Below are 14,524 nucleotides of genomic sequence, written 5' to 3'. Positions count from 1 at the left end.
ACCAAGGAACCCGTATGAGCCTGTCACTCCTGAGCCGCTATGCCTTCTTTGCCGCCTGCGTGATATTCACCCTCGCCAGCCTGCCCTTCGTCGAATATGACTGGGTCTGGCCCTTCACCCTGGTCACCGGCCTGCTGAGCCTGCTGGGGATCTTCGACCTGCTGCAAAGTCCCCATGCCGTACGCCGCAACTACCCGATCCTGGGCAATATCCGCTACCTGGTCGAAGGCATCCGCCCGGAAATCCGCCAGTACCTGCTGGAATCCGACAGCGACGCCCTGCCCTTCTCCCGGGCCCAGCGCTCGCTGGTCTATTCGCGGGCCAAGAACCAGAGTGCGGACAAACCCTTCGGCACCCTGATCGACGTCTACCAATCGGGGTTCGAGTTCATCGGCCATTCCATGCGCCCGGCGCCCCTGAGCGATCCCGACAGCTTTCGCGTCACCGTCGGCGGCCCACAGTGCACCCAGCCCTATTCGGCCTCGGTGTTCAACATCTCGGCCATGAGCTTCGGTTCCCTGAGCGCCAACGCCATCCGCGCGCTGAACCAGGGCGCCAAGCTCGGCAACTTCGCCCATGACACCGGCGAAGGCAGCATCAGCCCCTACCACCGCGAACACGGCGGCGACCTGACCTGGGAACTGGGCAGCGGCTACTTCGGCTGCCGCACCAGCGATGGGCGCTTCGACCCGGAGCGCTTCGCCGCCCAGGCCAGCAACCCCCAGGTACGGATGATCGAGATCAAGATGAGCCAGGGCGCCAAGCCTGGCCACGGCGGCATCCTGCCCAAGCACAAGGTGACCCAGGAAATCGCCGACACCCGGGGTATCCGCATGGGCGAGGACTGCATCTCGCCATCGAGCCACAGTGCCTTCTCCACCCCTATCGAAATGATGCATTTCATCCAGCAGTTGCGTGAGCTGTCCGGTGGCAAGCCGGTGGGCTTCAAGTTCTGCCTGGGCCATCCGTGGGAGTTCATGGGCATCGCCAAGGCCATGCTGGAGACCGGCATCCTTCCGGACTTCATCGTGGTCGACGGCAAGGAAGGCGGCACCGGCGCCGCACCGGTGGAATTCACCGACCATATCGGTGCGCCGATGCGCGAAGGCCTGCTGTTCGTGCACAACACCCTGGTGGGCCTGAACCTGCGGGACAAGATCAAGCTCGGCGCCAGCGGCAAGATCGTCAGCGCCTTCGACATCGCCAGCGTACTGGCCATCGGTGCCGACTGGGCCAACTCGGCGCGCGGCTTCATGTTCGCCATCGGCTGCATCCAGTCGCAGAGCTGCCATACCAATAAATGCCCGACCGGCGTGGCCACCCAGGACAACCTGCGCCAGCGGGCGCTGGTGGTACCGGACAAGGCCCAGCGGGTGTACAGCTTCCATCGCAATACCCTCAAGGCCCTGGCCGAGATGCTCGCCGCCGCCGGCCTGCAGCACCCTTCGCAATTGGAAGCCAAGCACCTGGTACGGCGCATGTCGGCCACCGAGATCAAGCTATTCTCCCAACTGCATGTATTCCTCAAGCCCGGCGAATTGCTGACCGGCGAAGTCACCGGCGAGTTCTACTCGCGCATGTGGCAACTGGCCCGCGCCGACAGCTTCGAGCCCAACACCCCGGCCGCGGCCTGATCGCGGCCCCCGGGCCTGCCCCTGGCGGCCCGGGCCTTGGCCCACAAGGAAGAGCGCCATGCCCCTGCTGTCATTCGACCGGTTGTCCCAGCAACTGCCCGAGCCCTGGCAATCCTCGCCGGTGGGGCGGATCGGCCCGGCCTGCGTCAAGGTCCTGCGCATGGACCAGCAGCCCAGCGGCGACGAAGTCCACGACTACGACGAAGGCCTGTTGGTGACCGAGGGCTGCCTGCGCCTGGGCATCGACGGCGGCACCGTGCAGGTGCGGGCCGGGCAGATGTACCTGGTGCCGGCCGGGCAGGTCCACAGCGTGCTCCCGGGCAGCCAGGGCACCCTGGTAATCATCGATACCTAGCGCCGTGCGCCCGCAACGGCGTCCCGGCGCGCCCACCCACGGCCCGTAGCGGCCGGCCCCATAGCCACGGAGAAAGCCATGTCCCATCGCTTGCTTGCAGGGCTCGTCCTGCTGCTGTCGTTCACCAGCACCTTCGCCAGCGAGCGCTGGCAGACCCTGCCGCCCACTCCAGCCCCGGTGGCCGGGGCCCAGGGTGGATATGCAAAGGTCAATGGCATACGCCTCTACTACAGCAGGATCGGCCATGGTTCGCCGGTGGTGCTGCTACATGGCGGCCTGGGCAATGCCGACTACTGGGGCCATCAGGTCAAGGCCCTGGCCGCCCGGCACACGGTGATCAGCGTCGACAGCCGTGGCCATGGCCGCAGCACCCGCGACGCGCGCCCCTACGGCTACGACCTGATGGCCGACGACGTGGTCGCCCTGCTCGACCAGCTGAAAATCCCCCGGGCCGATTTCGTCGGCTGGAGCGATGGCGCGATCCTCGGCCTGGACCTGGCCATGCGCTACCCGCAACGGGTTGGCAAGGTCTTCGCCTATGCCGCCAACACTCGCACCGACGGGGTCAGGGAAGGGGTGGAGAACAATCCGACCTTTGCCGCCTACATCGAGCGCGCCGGCAAGGAATACGCGAAGCTGTCGCCAACACCCGGGGAGTACCAGGCCTTCGTCGAGCAGATCAGCCACATGTGGGCCAGCCAGCCCAACTGGAGCGACACCGACCTTTCCAGGATCAAGGCGCCGGTACTGATCGTCGATGGCGATCGCGACGAAGCCATCAAGCGTGAACACACCGAATACATGGCGGCGACGATTCCCGGGGCCGGGCTGTTGATCCTGCCCAATGCCAGCCATTTCGCCTTTCTCCAGGATCCCGGTTTCTTCAACGCCGCCCTCGAGCATTTCCTCGACGGCCAATGACCCCGGTCTTCGCCACGCCCCGCCACGGATGTCCCCTTTAGCGGGGACGTCTTTATCAGCGATTTTGCATAAACGCATATTTAAATTGCGCTGACGCATATTTCATCTAAGGTTGATTACAGACCCGACAGCGCCTGCCATCGAGGCTGGCCTGGCGCGATGCCTGGCATCCGGGTCCGGTACGCCGCTCGCTCCCGTGCGGCGACGAACGCCAGCCGGAGGCTGGTTTTCATTCACGGAGGATGAACATGCTAAGCACTACCCTGCCCCCTATCGGCAATCCACAAGTCATGCCCCGCTGCCTGGCCGGCACCCTGCTGGACCCGGAGCTGGACGAGATCACTCAAGCGGCCGAGGCCGCGCCCCTGGCCGGCGCCCGCCTGAACTTCAACATCCAGCAGCAAACCCAGACCAACTGGTGCTGGGCCGCCCTGTCGGCCTCGGTCGGCAATTACTACAACACCGGCTCCTGGACCCAATGCGGCGTGGCCAACGCCGAGCTGGGCCGCAGCACCTGCTGCAGCCAGCCCGGACCGTGCAACGTCTATGGCTACCTGGACTCGGCCCTGCGTACCACCGGCAGCTACGGCGGCATGCGCGAAGATCGCATGCAGATGGCCGCCATCGAGAACCAGCTCGGCATGGGCCGCCCCGTCGGCCTGCGCTGCGCCTGGTACGGCGGTGGCGCGCATTTCCTGGCGATCTACGGCACCGACGGCGGCTACGTACTGGTGGCCGACTCGATCTTCGGCTACTCGACCCGCGCCCTGAACAGCTTCCCCGGCACCTACAACGGCGGCGGCAACTGGACCCACACCTACTTCACCCGGAAAAACTACTGAGGAGGCAGCATGCAACTGACTTATCCAAAGGCGCCCGTCGGTGGCGTCCAGCAACTGCGTCCGGTCCTGCAGGCGGCCCTGCAGACCCAGGGCTTCGGTATCAATCGCGCCTTCGCCAATGCCGGCCCGGCCACCTTGAACCTGTCCCAGGCCTTTCGTGGCTATACCCTGAGCCTGGAAGACCTGGCCAACGGCCAGGACCTGGCCCAGGCCACGCCGGGCGATTGGCATTACCTGGTGTTCGCCGGTGGCGTCTCGATCGCCGATGCCCAACTGACCGAAACCACCGGCCAGCTGGAGTTCTGCGCGCTGAACCACGGAGCCCTGGCGGCCTCGACCATCAGCGCCCTGAACCTGGCCGAGCAAGCCCCGCAGCTGCAAGGCAAGTCCTATGAACTGCGCTTGTTGTTCGTCCCGGCCCTGCAAGCGACGCTGATCTGGCTGCACGGCGACGCCGAGGAAGTGCTGATCCCCATCGAGCCCACGCCCGCCAACCTGGCACCCCGGCAGCTCTACAGCGAGGCCACGCTGTTCGGCCTGCTGGTACCGGCCGCCAAGCAGGCCAAGGCGGTGTTCGATGCCGACACCAGCGGCACCCTGGGCGGTTGAGCCCGGCAAAAAAAATCCGGCGCCCCTCGCGGGACGCCGGATTTTTCATTGCCTGGCCATCAGGCCGGGCTGCTCACGCCGAGAGCAGCACCGGGACGCGGGTCAGGAGGCCGAACGGGCCTGCTGCTGGGTGTTGGTCGGCTGCAGGTTGAGCATGTAGAACAACGCGGTCAGCAGCACCAGGAACGCCGGGCCGACATACAGCGCCACGCGGGTATCCGGGAAGTAGGCCATCAGCCCCACCACCAGTACCAGGAACGCCAGCGCCAGGTACGAGCTGATCGGGTACAGCCACATGCGGTACTTGAGGCCAGCGCGCTCGGCCGCAGTCAGGCCTTTGCGGAACTTGAGCTGGGCCAGGAGGATCATCACCCAGGTCCAGATCGCGCCGAAGGTGGCGATGGAGGTCACCCAGACGAACACCTTCTCGGGCACCAGATAGTTGAGCAGCACGCCCAGCAGCAAGGCGAAGATCGACAGCAGCAAGGCGCGACGCGGCACGCCGTTTTCCGAGGTCTTGGCGAAGCTGGCCGGCGCCTGGCCGTTCTGCGCCAGGCTGTAGAGCATGCGACCGGTGCTGAAGATGCCACCGTTGCAGGACGACAAGGCCGCGGTGATCACCACGAAGTTGATGATGCCAGCGGCGGTCTTGATCCCCAGGCGCTCGAAAGTCATCACGAAGGGACTGCCCTGGGTGCCGATTTCGTTCCATGGGTAGATCGACAGGATCACGAACAGCGCGCCCACGTAGAACAGCAGGATGCGCCAGAACACCGAGCCGATGGCGTTGGGAATGGTTTTTTGCGGGTTGCGTGCTTCACCGGCGGTCAGGCCGATCATCTCCACGCCCAGGTAGGCGAACATCACCATTTGCAGGGACATCAGCACGCCGGTCACGCCGTTGGGCATGAAGCCGCCGTGGGTCCACAGGTTGGAGACCCCCAGGGCCACCCCATCGTTGCCGAAGCCGAAGGCGATGATGCCGACACCGCCGATGACCATGGCGATGATGGTGACGATCTTGATCAGGGCGAACCAGAACTCGAACTCACCGAAGGCCTTGACCGCGATCAGGTTGATCGAGCCCATGCTCACCAGGGCCGCCAGGGCCCAGATCCAGCGCGGTACATCGGGGAACCAGATGCCCATGTACACCGCCACGGCGGTGATCTCCGCGACACAGGTCACCAGCCACAGGAACCAGTAGTTCCAGCCAGTGAGGAAGCCCGCCAGCGGGCCCAGGTAATCTTGTGCATAGCGGCTGAAGGAACCCGCGACCGGGTTGTGCACCGCCATCTCGCCGAGGGCGCGCATGATCACCAGGATCGCCAGGCCGCCGATGATGTAGGACAGCATGATCGCCGGACCGGCCATTTCGATGGCCTTGGCCGAGCCGAGGAACAGGCCGACGCCGATACAGGCGCCCAGGGCCATCAAGCGAATATGCCGTTCGCCGAGTTCGCGTTTCAGCGGGCCGCCCTGAGCGGTTTCGCCGTGGGGCAGTTGGTTGCCAACTGGCATAGAGATACAACCTCATTTTGTTATTGGATATGAACCACCGAGTCTTCCAGGTCGCGGCGGATAACCGCGGCCTGCTCGACCGGACCGGCCTTGTGGGACGGTGCGTCTGTAGGACAAAACCTGCCAGATCAGCGGGGTGCGCAGTATAAAAAGCTCGTCACAGGGCTTTTCACTCTATAAACAGCAAAATTCAGAGAGAAATCTCGGCAAAAACCGCTTTCACGGAGAAGCATTCCCTGCTTTTTTCCACCAAACCCCACTCGGAAAGGGGCGTGAGTATTGCACAGCCCCGGTGCCCCGTCATGCCCCTACCTAGGGCGTATTTACCTGGGAAAAGGCTCTATAACAGGGGTTTGCAAAGGGAGGCAGGCAGCCCTGCGTACAAGCCCACGACAGCCCTGGATCCGGGCTCGACTGGCTATTGGGTACAACGTACGACTCGCCCTGGTAGTGAGCGGGTAACCAGCCAGGACGCAGACCTGATTCCCCGATGACCCGCCAAACGGTCGTTTTGACAATTTCTTCACCACCGGCCGCCACCGGCTAAGCTTCAGACAAGTCCGATCAATCTCTGTGGAGGGATCAATCGACTATGGGCGCTTTGGGGCACACCGATCCACGCAGTACCGCAGTGCCAAGCCACAGCGACGACGAAGCGCCTTTGCCCGAACGCCCCCGGCCCCGCCGTTATTTCTGGCGGCTGTTCTGGCTGTTGTTGTTGATCGCCCTGGTCGCCCTGGGCGTTGCCGCCAGCCGCGAAATGCGTACTTCCAGGTTCCAGGCCCGGGAATTCAGCAGCCTGGCCCGTGACCTGAGCTATTCCCTGCAACCTGGCCCCAGCGACGCGATCGTCTATCCCGGCGCCGGCCCCTTCGATCGACGCTTGGGTTACAGCGCCCTGGGCGAGTTCCTGCCGCGCCTGCTCAAGCGGGGCTACCTGATCGAGTCCCAGGTACGGTTCTCCCCGGCATTGATGGACTACAGCGAAAACGGCCTCTTCGTGCCCTATGCCGAGAAGATCCAGGCCGGGCTATCCATCACCGATTGCCGCGCCGCGCCGCTGTACCGGTTCAAGTATCCGCAGCAGTTCTATGCCAGCTTCGCCAGCATCCCACCCCTGGTGGTGCATAGCCTGCTGTTCATCGAGAACCGCGACCTGCTGGATCCACAGCTGGCCCAGGCCAATCCGGCGGTGGACTGGCCGCGCTTCGCCAAGGCCGCCTGGTCCCAGGTGGCCCGGCTGCTGCACCTGCCCGGCCAGAGCGCCGGGGGCAGTACCCTGGCCACCCAGCTGGAAAAATACCGCCATTCCCCAGATGGCCTGACGGTGTCGGGCGGGGAGAAGATCCGCCAGATGATTTCCGCCAGCGTGCGCGCCTATCAAGACGGCCCGCAGACCCTGGAGGCCCGCAAGCGCATCGTCCGCGACTACCTCAACAGCGTGCCGCTGTCAGCCGTTCCCGGCCATGGCGAGGTGCACGGCATGGCCGAAGGATTGCGGGTCTGGTACGGCGCCGACTTCAGCCAGGTCAACCAGGCCCTGGCCGGCACCGGCACCGATGGCCACAGCCTGGCCCAGCGCGGCTTGGCCCTACGCCAGGTGCTGTCGTTGATGATCGCCCAGCGCCGCCCCTCCCATTACCTGGCCAAGGGCCGTACGGAACTGGCGGACCTGACCGACAGCCATATCCGCCTGCTGGCGCAGAACAATGTCATAGACCCGGCGCTGAGCGCCGCCGCCCTGGCCAGCAAGGTGGCCTATCGCGACTGGCAGCAACAGCCGACGATCCAGCCGATCGAGACCAACAAGGGCATCAGCGTGGCCCGCAGCCGCCTGGCGGCCCTGCTCAACCGCCCGCTGTACGACCTGGATCGCCTCGACCTCTCGGCCACCAGCACCCTGCAGAGCGACCTGCAGCGCCAGGCCACCGAGTACCTCAAGCACCTGGCCGACCCGGCGTTCGCCGCCCAGGTCGGAGTGCTCGGCGAACGCCTGCTCACCCCCACCAGTACCACCCAGGTCCGCTACAGCTTCACCCTGTTCGAACTCACCGGCGACGGCTCCCGGGTGCGGGTGCAGACCGACAGCACCGACCAGCCCTTCGACATCAACGAAGGCAGCAAGCTGGAACTGGGCTCCACCGCCAAGCTGCGGGTGCTGACCACCTACCTGCAGATCATCGCCGAGCTGCATGACAAGTACGCCGGGCAGACCCCGGCGCAGTTGAAGAAAGTCCCGGTGGACGACCAGGACCGCCTGAGCCGCTGGGCCCTGGACTACCTGGCGCAGAACAGCGACCAGAGCCTGCCCAAGATGCTCGACGCCGCCCTGGATCGCACCTACTCCGCCAGCCCCGGCGAGGCGTTCTTCACTGGCGGCGGCATGCACCACTTCCACAACTTTCGCAACGAGGACAACGGGCGCAGCCCGACCCTGCGCGATGCCCTGCGCGAATCCATCAACCTGCCGTTCATCCGCCTGATGCGCGACCTGGTGCGCTACAGCACCTACGGTGGCGACAGCACCAGCGCCGAGCTGCTCAAGGACGATGACAACCCACGGCGCCAGGAATACCTGGCGCGCTTCGCCGACCGCGAAGGCACCTCGTTCCTCCTGCGGTTCTGGAAGAAGTACCGCAACAAGGACACCCAGTCGCGCCTGGAAACCTTCCTCGACGGTATGCATCCCACGGCGATCCGCCTGGCCGCGGTGCATCGCTACCTGCTACCGGATGCCAGCCAGGACAGCTTCAACCGCTTCGTGCGGGCCCATATGAAAAACGCCAAGGTCGGCGAGAAGCTCACCGACGAGCGCCTGGACAAGCTCTACGCCAGCTACGGCCCTGGAGCCTACGACCTGCCGGACCAGGGCTACATCGCCAAGGTCCACCCGCTGGACCTGTGGCTGCTCGGCTACCTGATGAACAACCCCGAAGCCAGCTTCAGCCAGGTGGTCAAGGCCAGCGAGTTCGAACGCCAGGAGGTCTACAGCTGGTTGTTCAAGAGCCGTCACCGCAGCGCCCGGGACAGCCGCATCCGCACCATGCTGGAGATCGAGGCGTTCCTCGACATCCACCAGCGCTGGCAGGCCGTGGGCTATCCGTTCGACCACCTGGTGCCGTCCCTGGCCACCGCCATCGGTAGTTCCGGCGACCGGCCAGCGGCCCTGGCCGAGCTGGTGGGGACCATTCTCAACGACGGTGTGCGTCTGCCGACCCTGCGCATCGACAGCCTGCACTTCGCCGCCGGCACACCCTATGAAACCCGCTTGCTCAACGACCCGGACAAGGGCCAGCGGGTAATGCCTTCGCAGGTGGCCACAGCGCTGCGCGGGGCCCTGTCCCAGGTGGTGGATGCAGGCACGGCAAAGCGGGTATCCGGCAGCTTCAAGCTGGCCGACGGCACGCCCCCGGCCATGGGCGGCAAGACCGGCACTGGCGACAACCGCATCGAAGCCATCGGCGCCGGAGGCCGGGTGCTGAGCTCCAAATCCATCAACCGCACCGCGACCTTCGTGTTCTACATCGGCGATCACCACTTCGGCACCCTCACCGCCTATGTTCCCGGCGCCTCCGCCCAAGCCTTCAAGTTCACCTCGGCCTTGCCGGTGCAGGTGCTCAAGGGCATGGCGCCGATCCTCATGCCCTACCTGCAACCGGGTAGCGGCACCCAGTGCCAGGGCAACCTGGCGCAACGCTGACACCCTCCACGCCGGCCAACCCCGGGGCTGGCTGCACGGTATTTCGTGCTCTCTTTGCCAACTGGCGCTCGCGACGAACGGTGGCCCCGGGTCGTGCGGAACCGCTTGCGTCAGTCTTAAGATATATCTTAAGTTATGTCTTAACCAAAACGGAGAGCACGAAAATGAGAGAGCACCACCACCCCCACCATCACCGCGGACATGGCGACGGCCCCGAAGGCTTCGAGCGCCGCGGCGGCCGTGAGCGCGGCGGCCGTGGCCCACGGGTATTCGCCCCCGGCGACCTGAAGCTGCTGTTGCTGGCGTTGATCGCCGACGAGCCTTGCCATGGCTACGACCTGATCCGCCAGATCGAAACCATGTTCGATGGCGTCTACAGCCCAAGCCCGGGCGTGATCTACCCGACCCTGACCTTCCTGGAAGAAAGCGAAATGATCCAGGGCGATGCCGAAGGCGGAAAAAAACGCTACAGCGCCACCGACACCGGTCGTCTGTTCCTCAAGGAGCAGGCCGTTGCCCTGGATGGCGTGCGCATGCGCATCGAAGTCAGCAAGCGCTCGCTGCGCGGGCATGACCGCCCGGCAGAAATCCACGAGGCGGTGCACAACCTGCGCCATGCCCTGCAAATGCATAACGGTCGCTGGAGCCCCGAGGAAATCCTGCGGGTCCGCGATCTGCTGAACAACACCGCCAAGGCCATTGTCGATGGTCCTGCAACCCCTTCCAGCCAGGAGAAAGCCGAATGACTGCCACCCCCGAACTGTCCATTCACCGGGTCATGCACGAGATCAAGCGCCGGCGCCTGCAGGTCCTGCGTGTGGTCGACGTCACCCCGCGCATGCGCCGGGTCACCCTGGGCGGCCCGGAACTGGCCGGGTTCCTCAGCCTGGGCAGCGACGACCATGTGAAGTTGCTGTTCCCGCAGAACGCCGAACAGCAAGCCGCCCTGCAAACCCTGGTCATGGGCCCGGGCAAGGACAGCGGACCGATGCCCGCCATGCGCGACTACACCCCGCGCCGCTACGACCCGCAGTTGGGCGAGCTGGACATCGACTTCGTCTTGCACGGCGACGGCCCCGCATCGACCTGGGCCGAACAGGTCCAGCCCGGACAGGAGCTGCATATCGCCGGGCCACGAGGCTCGATGGTGGTTCCGGATATCTTCGACAGCTACCTGCTGATCGGCGATGAAACCGCCCTGCCGGCCATCGCCCGGCGCCTGGAGGAACTGCCTGCCGGCCGCCGGGTCCTGGCGGTGATCGAAATCCAGGATCGTGCCGAACGCCAAGCGCTGCACAGTGCCGCAGAGGTGGAGGTGATCTGGGTCGAACGCGATGGCGGCCAGCAGGATCTGCATGCTTGCGTGCGCGGGCTGCAAGTGCCCCCAGGCCGGCTGTATGCCTGGATCGCCACCGAGAGCAAGGTCTCGCGGCAACTGCGCCGGATTCTGCTCGATGAACACCGGCTCGACGACGAGTTCGTCAAGGCCGTCGGCTACTGGCGCCTGGATACCAGCGAAGAAGACTGATCGCTCACCCGCCAAGCCCTCGCCGGCGCAGGTGCCCAGTACCTCGCCGGCGAATCATTTCTGGCCCGCGCAATGCCGGCGCCCCAGCCAGTGGTCCAACCCCAGCAATAGCAGCGACACCAGGACGAACCCTGCCAGCAGTCCCAAGGCGTTGAGCACGGCCCGGGGATACCCCAGCCGGTCAACGGCGATGAAGGGATAGGGATAGAGCCCGAGCAAGTGACCGCGCAGGAGCAGGTAAGCGAAGTACAAGGTCGGGTACAGCGTCCATAGCCCGACATGGCGCAAGCGCAGGCGGCCCTTGGGTACGCAGCAGCACCAGTAGGCCAGGAACAGCAGCGGCATCACATCGTGCAGCAGCTCATCGGCCAGCCACTGCCAGCCTTGGGGATGCCACAAGTGGCGCAGCAGCAGGTTGTAGGCCAGGCCCACCAGCACGATGCTGGCCGCCACCGCGCCACTGACCCAGGGTTGGAGCATGAACGCCTGCCCGCGGGAAACCCGCAGGTTCAGGGCGCAGGTCAGCACGCTGGCCACCAGGGTATTGCTGAGCACGGTGAAGAAACTGAAGAAGTTCACCAGGCCGCCCAGCAAGCTGGCGCCGACATCCCAGCGCAGCAACAGGATCAGGTACAGCTGCACCGCCAGGCCGAACCAGCCAAGGAATGCCGCGATCGCGATCAGGCCGCGCCGAGCGGACCACTGGGCCAGCGATCCGTCCTCCATGCGGGGCCTCAGAGCGGACGCTTGGTGCGCTGCAATTTCACGTAGAGCCGCTCGACCTTCTCCCGGGCCCAGGGCGTCTTGCGCAAGAACGTCAGGCTCGACTTGATGCTCGGATCGCTCTTGAAGCAGCGGATGTCGATGCGTTCCGCCAGTCCCGACCATTCGTAGTGCTCCACCAAGGCCTTGAGGATCTGTTCCAGGGTCACGCCATGCAGCGGGTCGGTGTGGGTAACGGTCATGCCAGGCCTTCGAACGCAGATGAGGAAAACAAGCCGCGCACCTTAGCCGACGGCCTGCGCCCGCGCCAGTGCGCTGGATTAACTGTAGCCGCTAGGCAGCCCGCAAGGCTGCGCAGGCCTTCAATGATCGACTGGCCAAATTCGTCACCAGCCCCTACCTGCCGGCCGCTGCGCGCCCGTTCACAGCCTGCGGCAGCGGCGATGCGCGGGCGGCTTGGCTGCCGTTGCGCCAAGCCGCGAAGGCGCCCCGATGCGAGTCGATGAAAAAGTTCCTGGCTTTTTCATACATTTGAGATGTTATATTGTATCAAAACAAAACAACTCACCCGCGCTTCGGGTGCCCCGTGTCCCGCCTGTTTTTCGACTCATATGCGCGTCGCGCAATGCTTGCCAAGGAACGACCGATGTCCCTCTCAGCTCACCGCCCTTCTCGCTCGCTACTGTGGCGCCTGTCGCCGCTGTCCGCCGCCGTGCTGATCGCCTCCCAGGCCCACGCCGTGGAACTGCCGCAACAGGTCATCACCGCCAACCCCCTGGGCAACACCGAACTGGCCGCCCCTACCACCGTGGTGGAAGGGGATGCGCTGACCCTGGCGCAGAAGGGCAGCCTCGGCGAGACCCTGAACAAGCAGCCGGGGGTGTCTTCGTCGTACTTCGGCCCCGGTGCCAGCCGCCCGGTGATCCGCGGCCTGGACGGCGATCGCATCCGTATCCTGCGCAACGGCGTCGGCGCCCTGGATGCTTCGTCGCTGTCCTATGACCATGCCGTGCCCCTGGATCCGGTCAACGTCGAGCGCATCGAGATCGTCCGTGGCCCGGCAGCCCTGCTCTACGGCGGCAACGCCATCGGCGGGGTGATCAACAGCTTCGACAATCGCATCCCCACCGAGGCCATCGAGGGCATCCACGGTGCCGGCGAACTGCGCTACGGCGGTGCCGATACCACCCGCAGCAGCGCCGGCAAGCTGGAAGCCGGCAACGGCACCTTCGCCCTGCACCTGGATGCCAACTCACGGCAGTTCAACGACCTGAAGATCCCCGGTTACGCCCGCAGCCGCCATGCTCCGGCAAGCGAAGACGGGGATGGCAAGAAAGGCCGACTGGGCAACAGCGACGGCCGCCAGGACGGTGGCGCCATCGGCGGTTCCTACACCTGGGACGACGGCTACGCCGGCTTGTCCTACAGCAACTACGACTCCAACTACGGCTCCCCCGCCGAGCAGGACGTACGCATCCGCATGAAGCAGGACCACTACGCCTTCGCTTCCGAGTTGCGCAACCTGCAAGGCCCTTTCAGTTCGCTGAAGTTCAATGCCGGCTATACCGACTACGAACACCGCGAGATCGAAGGCGGCGAAACCGGCACCACCTTCAAGAACAAGGGTTATGAAGCCCGGGTCGAGGCTCGGCACTTGCCCATCGGCCCGCTCGAAGGGGTGGTCGGGGCCCAGTTCAACCGCAACGAGTTCTCGGCCCTGGGCGAGGAAGCCTTCGTCCCGAAAACCGATACCAACAGCGGCGCGCTGTTCATCCTCGAGGAACTGCAAGCCACGGACCGCCTGAAACTCAGCCTTGGCGGGCGCCTGGAACACACCGTCGTGGACCCGGATGGCAAGGGCAACGAACGCTTCGCCCAGGCCGACAAATCCAGCAGTTTCACCGCCGGCAGCCTATCCTCGGGCGCGGTCTACACCCTGACTCCGATCTGGTCCCTGGCCGCCACCCTGGGCTACACCGAACGCGCGCCGACCTTCTACGAGCTGTATGCCAACGGCGCCCACGTCGCCACCGGCACCTACGAAGTGGGCAACGCCAAGCTGTCCAAGGAAAAAGCCGTCTCCAGCGACCTGGCCCTGCGCTTCGACAACGGCGTGCATAAAGGCAGCGTCGGGGTGTTCTACAGCCACTTCTCCAACTACATCGGCCTGCTGGGGACGGGGCGCACACTCGACGATGAAGGCGAAGAAGATCTGGCAGGGCATCCGGAATACATCTACAGCGGAGTGCGGGCGCGCTTCACCGGAATCGAAGCCCAGGATCGCTGGACCCTGGGAGAGAACGCCTACGGCAAGTTCGCCCTGGAGCTGTCCGGCGACTACACCCGGGCCAAGAACCTGGACAACGGCCAGGACCTGCCGCGCATCGCCCCCTTGCGCCTGAACAGCGGCCTGCTCTGGGAACTGGACCGCTGGCAGGCCCGGCTGGATGTGCAACACGCCGCCAGCCAAGGCCGGGTACCGGACAACGAAAGCGGCACCGATGGCTACACCACCCTGGGAGCCAGCGCCGGATATCGCTTCGACATCGGCAGCAGCCAGTGGCTGGCCTTCGTCAAGGGCGAGAACCTGACCAACCAGACCGTGCGCTACGCCAGTTCGATCCTGCGGGATATCGCCCCAGCGGCCGGGCGCAGTGTGGAAGTGGGCCTGCGCACGACCTTCTAAGGCCA

General features: G+C 65.1%; 12 protein-coding genes. 9 read left to right on the top strand and 3 right to left on the bottom strand.

The features are described from left to right. The first annotated feature begins 14 nt into the window (after positions 1–14). From AC3WK8_RS03430 to AC3WK8_RS03410, 5 genes are all read left to right on the top strand, one after another. Entirely contained in the window at positions 15–1,634 is a 1,620-nt protein-coding gene (locus tag AC3WK8_RS03430) for an FMN-binding glutamate synthase family protein (RefSeq protein WP_022643463.1), read from the top strand. A gap of 58 nt (positions 1,635–1,692) precedes the next feature. Continuing rightward, positions 1,693–1,989 (top strand): cupin domain-containing protein, encoded by a 297-nt coding sequence (locus AC3WK8_RS03425; RefSeq protein ID WP_022643464.1) that lies wholly within the window; start codon positions 1,693–1,695, stop codon positions 1,987–1,989. A gap of 78 nt (positions 1,990–2,067) precedes the next feature. Beyond that, positions 2,068–2,910: an alpha/beta fold hydrolase gene (locus AC3WK8_RS03420; protein WP_103323979.1), complete on the top strand. Its 843-nt coding sequence runs from the start codon at positions 2,068–2,070 to the stop codon at positions 2,908–2,910. Positions 2,911–3,158: 248 nt separating this feature from the next. Next, the gene (locus AC3WK8_RS03415) at positions 3,159–3,752 is read left to right on the top strand and encodes a papain-like cysteine protease family protein (RefSeq protein WP_022643466.1); all 594 of its coding nucleotides are present in this window, start codon (positions 3,159–3,161) and stop codon (positions 3,750–3,752) included. Positions 3,753–3,761: 9 nt separating this feature from the next. Further along, complete coding sequence (locus tag AC3WK8_RS03410; protein ID WP_085595079.1) at positions 3,762–4,361, top strand: hypothetical protein; 600 nt, start codon at positions 3,762–3,764, stop codon at positions 4,359–4,361. 102 nt (positions 4,362–4,463) lie between these two features. Here the strand turns inward: AC3WK8_RS03410 and AC3WK8_RS03405 are convergent, their stop codons facing one another. Beyond that, positions 4,464–5,882 (bottom strand): amino acid permease, encoded by a 1,419-nt coding sequence (locus AC3WK8_RS03405; protein ID WP_103323980.1) that lies wholly within the window; start codon positions 5,880–5,882, stop codon positions 4,464–4,466. 592 nt (positions 5,883–6,474) lie between these two features. Between AC3WK8_RS03405 and AC3WK8_RS03400 the strand changes: the two genes are divergently transcribed. From AC3WK8_RS03400 to AC3WK8_RS03390, 3 genes are all read left to right on the top strand, one after another. Next, a complete protein-coding gene (locus AC3WK8_RS03400) occupies positions 6,475–9,582 on the top strand; it encodes a transglycosylase domain-containing protein (RefSeq protein WP_103323981.1) in 3,108 nt (1,035 codons plus the stop codon). A gap of 164 nt (positions 9,583–9,746) precedes the next feature. Further along, positions 9,747–10,328: a PadR family transcriptional regulator gene (locus AC3WK8_RS03395; RefSeq protein ID WP_022640647.1), complete on the top strand. Its 582-nt coding sequence runs from the start codon at positions 9,747–9,749 to the stop codon at positions 10,326–10,328. Next, a complete protein-coding gene (locus tag AC3WK8_RS03390; protein ID WP_103323982.1) occupies positions 10,325–11,110 on the top strand; it encodes a siderophore-interacting protein in 786 nt (261 codons plus the stop codon). The genes AC3WK8_RS03395 and AC3WK8_RS03390 overlap by 4 nt, the downstream gene beginning before the upstream one ends. Positions 11,111–11,164: 54 nt before the next feature. On the opposite strand, the gene AC3WK8_RS03385 is transcribed toward AC3WK8_RS03390, so the two are convergent. Continuing rightward, on the bottom strand, positions 11,165–11,836 hold the full coding sequence (locus AC3WK8_RS03385; RefSeq protein ID WP_022640649.1) for a Pr6Pr family membrane protein: 672 nt from the start codon (positions 11,834–11,836) through the stop codon (positions 11,165–11,167). Positions 11,837–11,844: 8 nt separating this feature from the next. Further along, positions 11,845–12,075: a VF530 family protein gene (locus tag AC3WK8_RS03380; protein ID WP_022640650.1), complete on the bottom strand. Its 231-nt coding sequence runs from the start codon at positions 12,073–12,075 to the stop codon at positions 11,845–11,847. 404 nt (positions 12,076–12,479) lie between these two features. Here AC3WK8_RS03380 and AC3WK8_RS03375 point away from each other — a divergent pair, with 404 nt between their 5' ends. Then, positions 12,480–14,519 carry a TonB-dependent receptor gene (locus AC3WK8_RS03375; RefSeq protein WP_103323983.1) on the top strand — a complete coding sequence of 680 codons (2,040 nt, stop codon included), beginning with the start codon at positions 12,480–12,482 and terminating at the stop codon, positions 14,517–14,519. Positions 14,520–14,524: the final 5 nt, after the last annotated feature.

The sequence above is a fragment of the Pseudomonas sp. FW507-12TSA genome (genome assembly GCF_058781435.1).
The sequence above is the reverse complement of the archived record's forward strand: the minus strand, read 5'-3'. Positions and strand labels throughout refer to the sequence as shown.